The organism is uncultured Planktosalinus sp. (assembly GCF_963973675.1).
Classification (GTDB): domain Bacteria; phylum Bacteroidota; class Bacteroidia; order Flavobacteriales; family Flavobacteriaceae; genus Planktosalinus.
The window spans coordinates 1-2,398 of the sequence record NZ_CAXBAN010000390.1; the positions used below are offsets into that span (position 1 = coordinate 1).

Annotated in this window: 3 protein-coding genes and 1 pseudogene; 1 reads left to right on the forward strand and 3 read right to left on the reverse strand. The window is 36.1% G+C overall.

Features of this window, described 5'->3' with window-relative positions:
- From AACY61_RS12440 to AACY61_RS12450, 3 genes are all read right to left on the reverse strand, one after another.
- Window positions 1-267 (reverse strand): ParB N-terminal domain-containing protein (locus tag AACY61_RS12440; protein WP_339611899.1); only part of this gene is annotated, 267 nt, incomplete at its 3' end.
- Window positions 268-269: 2 nt separating this feature from the next.
- Window positions 270-1,034, reverse strand: a complete 765-nt coding sequence (locus tag AACY61_RS12445; RefSeq protein WP_339611900.1) for an AAA family ATPase — start codon at window positions 1,032-1,034, stop codon at window positions 270-272.
- Window positions 1,035-1,193: 159 nt separating this feature from the next.
- The gene (locus AACY61_RS12450) at window positions 1,194-1,622 is read right to left on the reverse strand and encodes a PepSY-like domain-containing protein (RefSeq protein WP_339611901.1); all 429 of its coding nucleotides are present in this window, start codon (window positions 1,620-1,622) and stop codon (window positions 1,194-1,196) included.
- Window positions 1,623-1,934: 312 nt separating this feature from the next.
- Between AACY61_RS12450 and AACY61_RS12455 the strand changes: the two are divergent.
- Window positions 1,935-2,398 (forward strand): annotated as a pseudogene (locus AACY61_RS12455) (3-deoxy-manno-octulosonate cytidylyltransferase); the annotation flags it as partial.

The following is a 2,398-nucleotide window of genomic DNA, read 5'->3' on the forward strand; positions in this document are numbered from 1 at the left end:
TTTATTAAAGTCAATTTTTCTTACAGTGATTGGCTGAATGACGCCGAGTTCCTTGATTGAAGAAGCCAATTCTTGAAGGGTTTCTTCATTAAAACTTGTTCGGGGTTGGTGAGGGTTTACATCAATGCTGTTTATGTCAAGATCTACGATTGTTCCCACTACTTTTTCTGCACCTTTATCATTTGCAGATTGAATATCATTATCAGGGTCTTTTAAGAGTGCAGAAAGGCCTCTGCCAAGCGCTTGTTTTTTTGTTGCTTTGGCCATCTTTAATTATTTTTGAGTATTAGTTCTTCTGCCAGGCTCAGGTAATTATTGGCTCCTTTACTTCCGGCGTCATAGGTAATGATGCTTTCGCCGTAGCTGGGAGCTTCGCTGAGTCGAACATTTCGTTGAATGATTGTTTTGAATACCATTTCGTTGAAGTGTTTTTTTACTTCATCGACTACTTGATTGGAAAGTCTGAGGCGTGAATCATACATGGTTAATAAAAGCCCTTCAATGTCGAGTTCCTGATTGTGGATTTTTTGAACACTTTTAATGGTATTGAGTAATTTACCCAATCCTTCCAAAGCAAAATATTCACATTGAATAGGTATCAAGACTGAATCTGCAGCTGTGAGAGCATTCAGGGTTAACAATCCAAGAGATGGGGCGCAGTCTATCAAAATATAATCATAGTCGTCTTTGATTTCACTGAGTGCTACTTTTAGCATGGACTCCCTGTTTTCCTTATCTACCAGCTCAATTTCAATGGCCACCAGATCAATATGTGCAGGAATCAGGTCCAGATTGGGTGAGTCAGTTTTAACGATGGCATCTTTTGCATTGATACTGTGTTCCAGCAATTGATAAGAACCCACTTCAACAGACTCTACATCAACACCCAGGCCTGAAGTGGCATTGGCTTGAGGGTCTGCATCAATTAAAAGCACTTTTTTTTCAAGTACCCCAAGAGAGGCAGCTAAATTCACAGAAGTTGTAGTTTTTCCAACACCTCCTTTTTGATTGGCGATCGCAATGATTTTTCCCATTGATACGTTCTAGTTTTAAGCGATAAAAATACAATTATTTATATCGATAAAAAACGAAATTTGTTAACAGTTGATTAAATGAATCAGAATTAATTTTTCTGAGAGTTGAGCTTGTCAAGTTTAAGCTATGGGATCCGGCGTGTTTTGAATTTAAATTGCTTAATCAAATCTGATGAAATTTCCATCAAGGTCAAAGATCAGCTCTCTGTTGTCTGTAAGTTCAATTTTTTGCCACTTTTTTTTGATTTCCCATTCTTTAATAGCGTTTTGTGAGAAGTTTGTGTTCACATAAGCCAATACGGCAGCAGGAATTACAGTTAAAGGGATTGCATTTTTGGCCTCAATTTTTAAGGGTTTGCCGTTTTTGGTTAAATCTATTTCAGTGCCGTCATTGAGTTCTATTTCATAAATGCGCTGAAAACCTTCAATCTCCCGATCAGTCTCCACGATGGTTTGTTCGGGGAAGTGCAAGTTTACATATTGAGTGATGGCTTCAGGAAGACTGATTTTTTCAAGGGAGTTGTTTTGTGAAACTCCGGTAAAACCGGTTAAAATGAGGGTTAAGATAGTAACTGTAAGACTTTTCATAATCAAATAATTTATGTTATAATTTTAGTATTTTCAATTTAATAATAAAAATAAATCTTAATTATTAAGGTGAAGTTAAAATTAGCGAACTGGAACTTTTTAGTTTTCAAAAAGAACTGGAGTTTTATATAGGTTTTACTAATTTTCAGTATAAATTATATAGGATAAATGATAAATTTCATTTTCAAACTTGGCTTAAATCTTTTAAATAAAATAGATTTAATTTAGATAGGACAATCCAACAGAAAGTCTTAATTTTGAAAACAAAGCTTAAAATATTCATTTTTGAAGACAGGATTAAAAGTTATCGCCATGATTCCGGCAAGGTATGCTGCAACTCGATTTCCGGGTAAGTTAATGCAGGATTTGGGTGGGCAGAGTGTGATTTTGACAACTTATCAAGCTACATTAAAAACAGGTTTGTTTGATGAAGTGTATGTGGTTACCGACAGTCAAATAATTTATGATGAGATTGCTAAAAATGGTGGGAAAGTTATTCGAAGTGTTCGGGAACACGAATGTGGAACAGACCGAATTGCAGAAGCAGTGGAATCGCTTGATGTTGATATTATAGTCAATGTTCAGGGCGATGAGCCTTTTACAAACCGGGAAGGCTTGGAAAAAGTTTTGAAAGTCTTTGACGGTGCTGATGCTGAGAAAATTGACCTGGCATCTTTAATGAGTGAACTGTCAGACTGGAAGGAAATCAATGACCCCAATACAGTGAAAGTTGTTGTTGATCAGAATGATTTTGCACTTTACTTTTCAAAGTCGCC

Coding starts and splice junctions, on each gene's coding strand:
- AACY61_RS12445 (WP_339611900.1), bottom strand. CDS start 1,034: ATGGGAAAAATCATTGCGATCGCCAATCAAAAAGGAGGTGTTGGAAAA.
- AACY61_RS12450 (WP_339611901.1), bottom strand. CDS start 1,622: ATGAAAAGTCTTACAGTTACTATCTTAACCCTCATTTTAACCGGTTTT.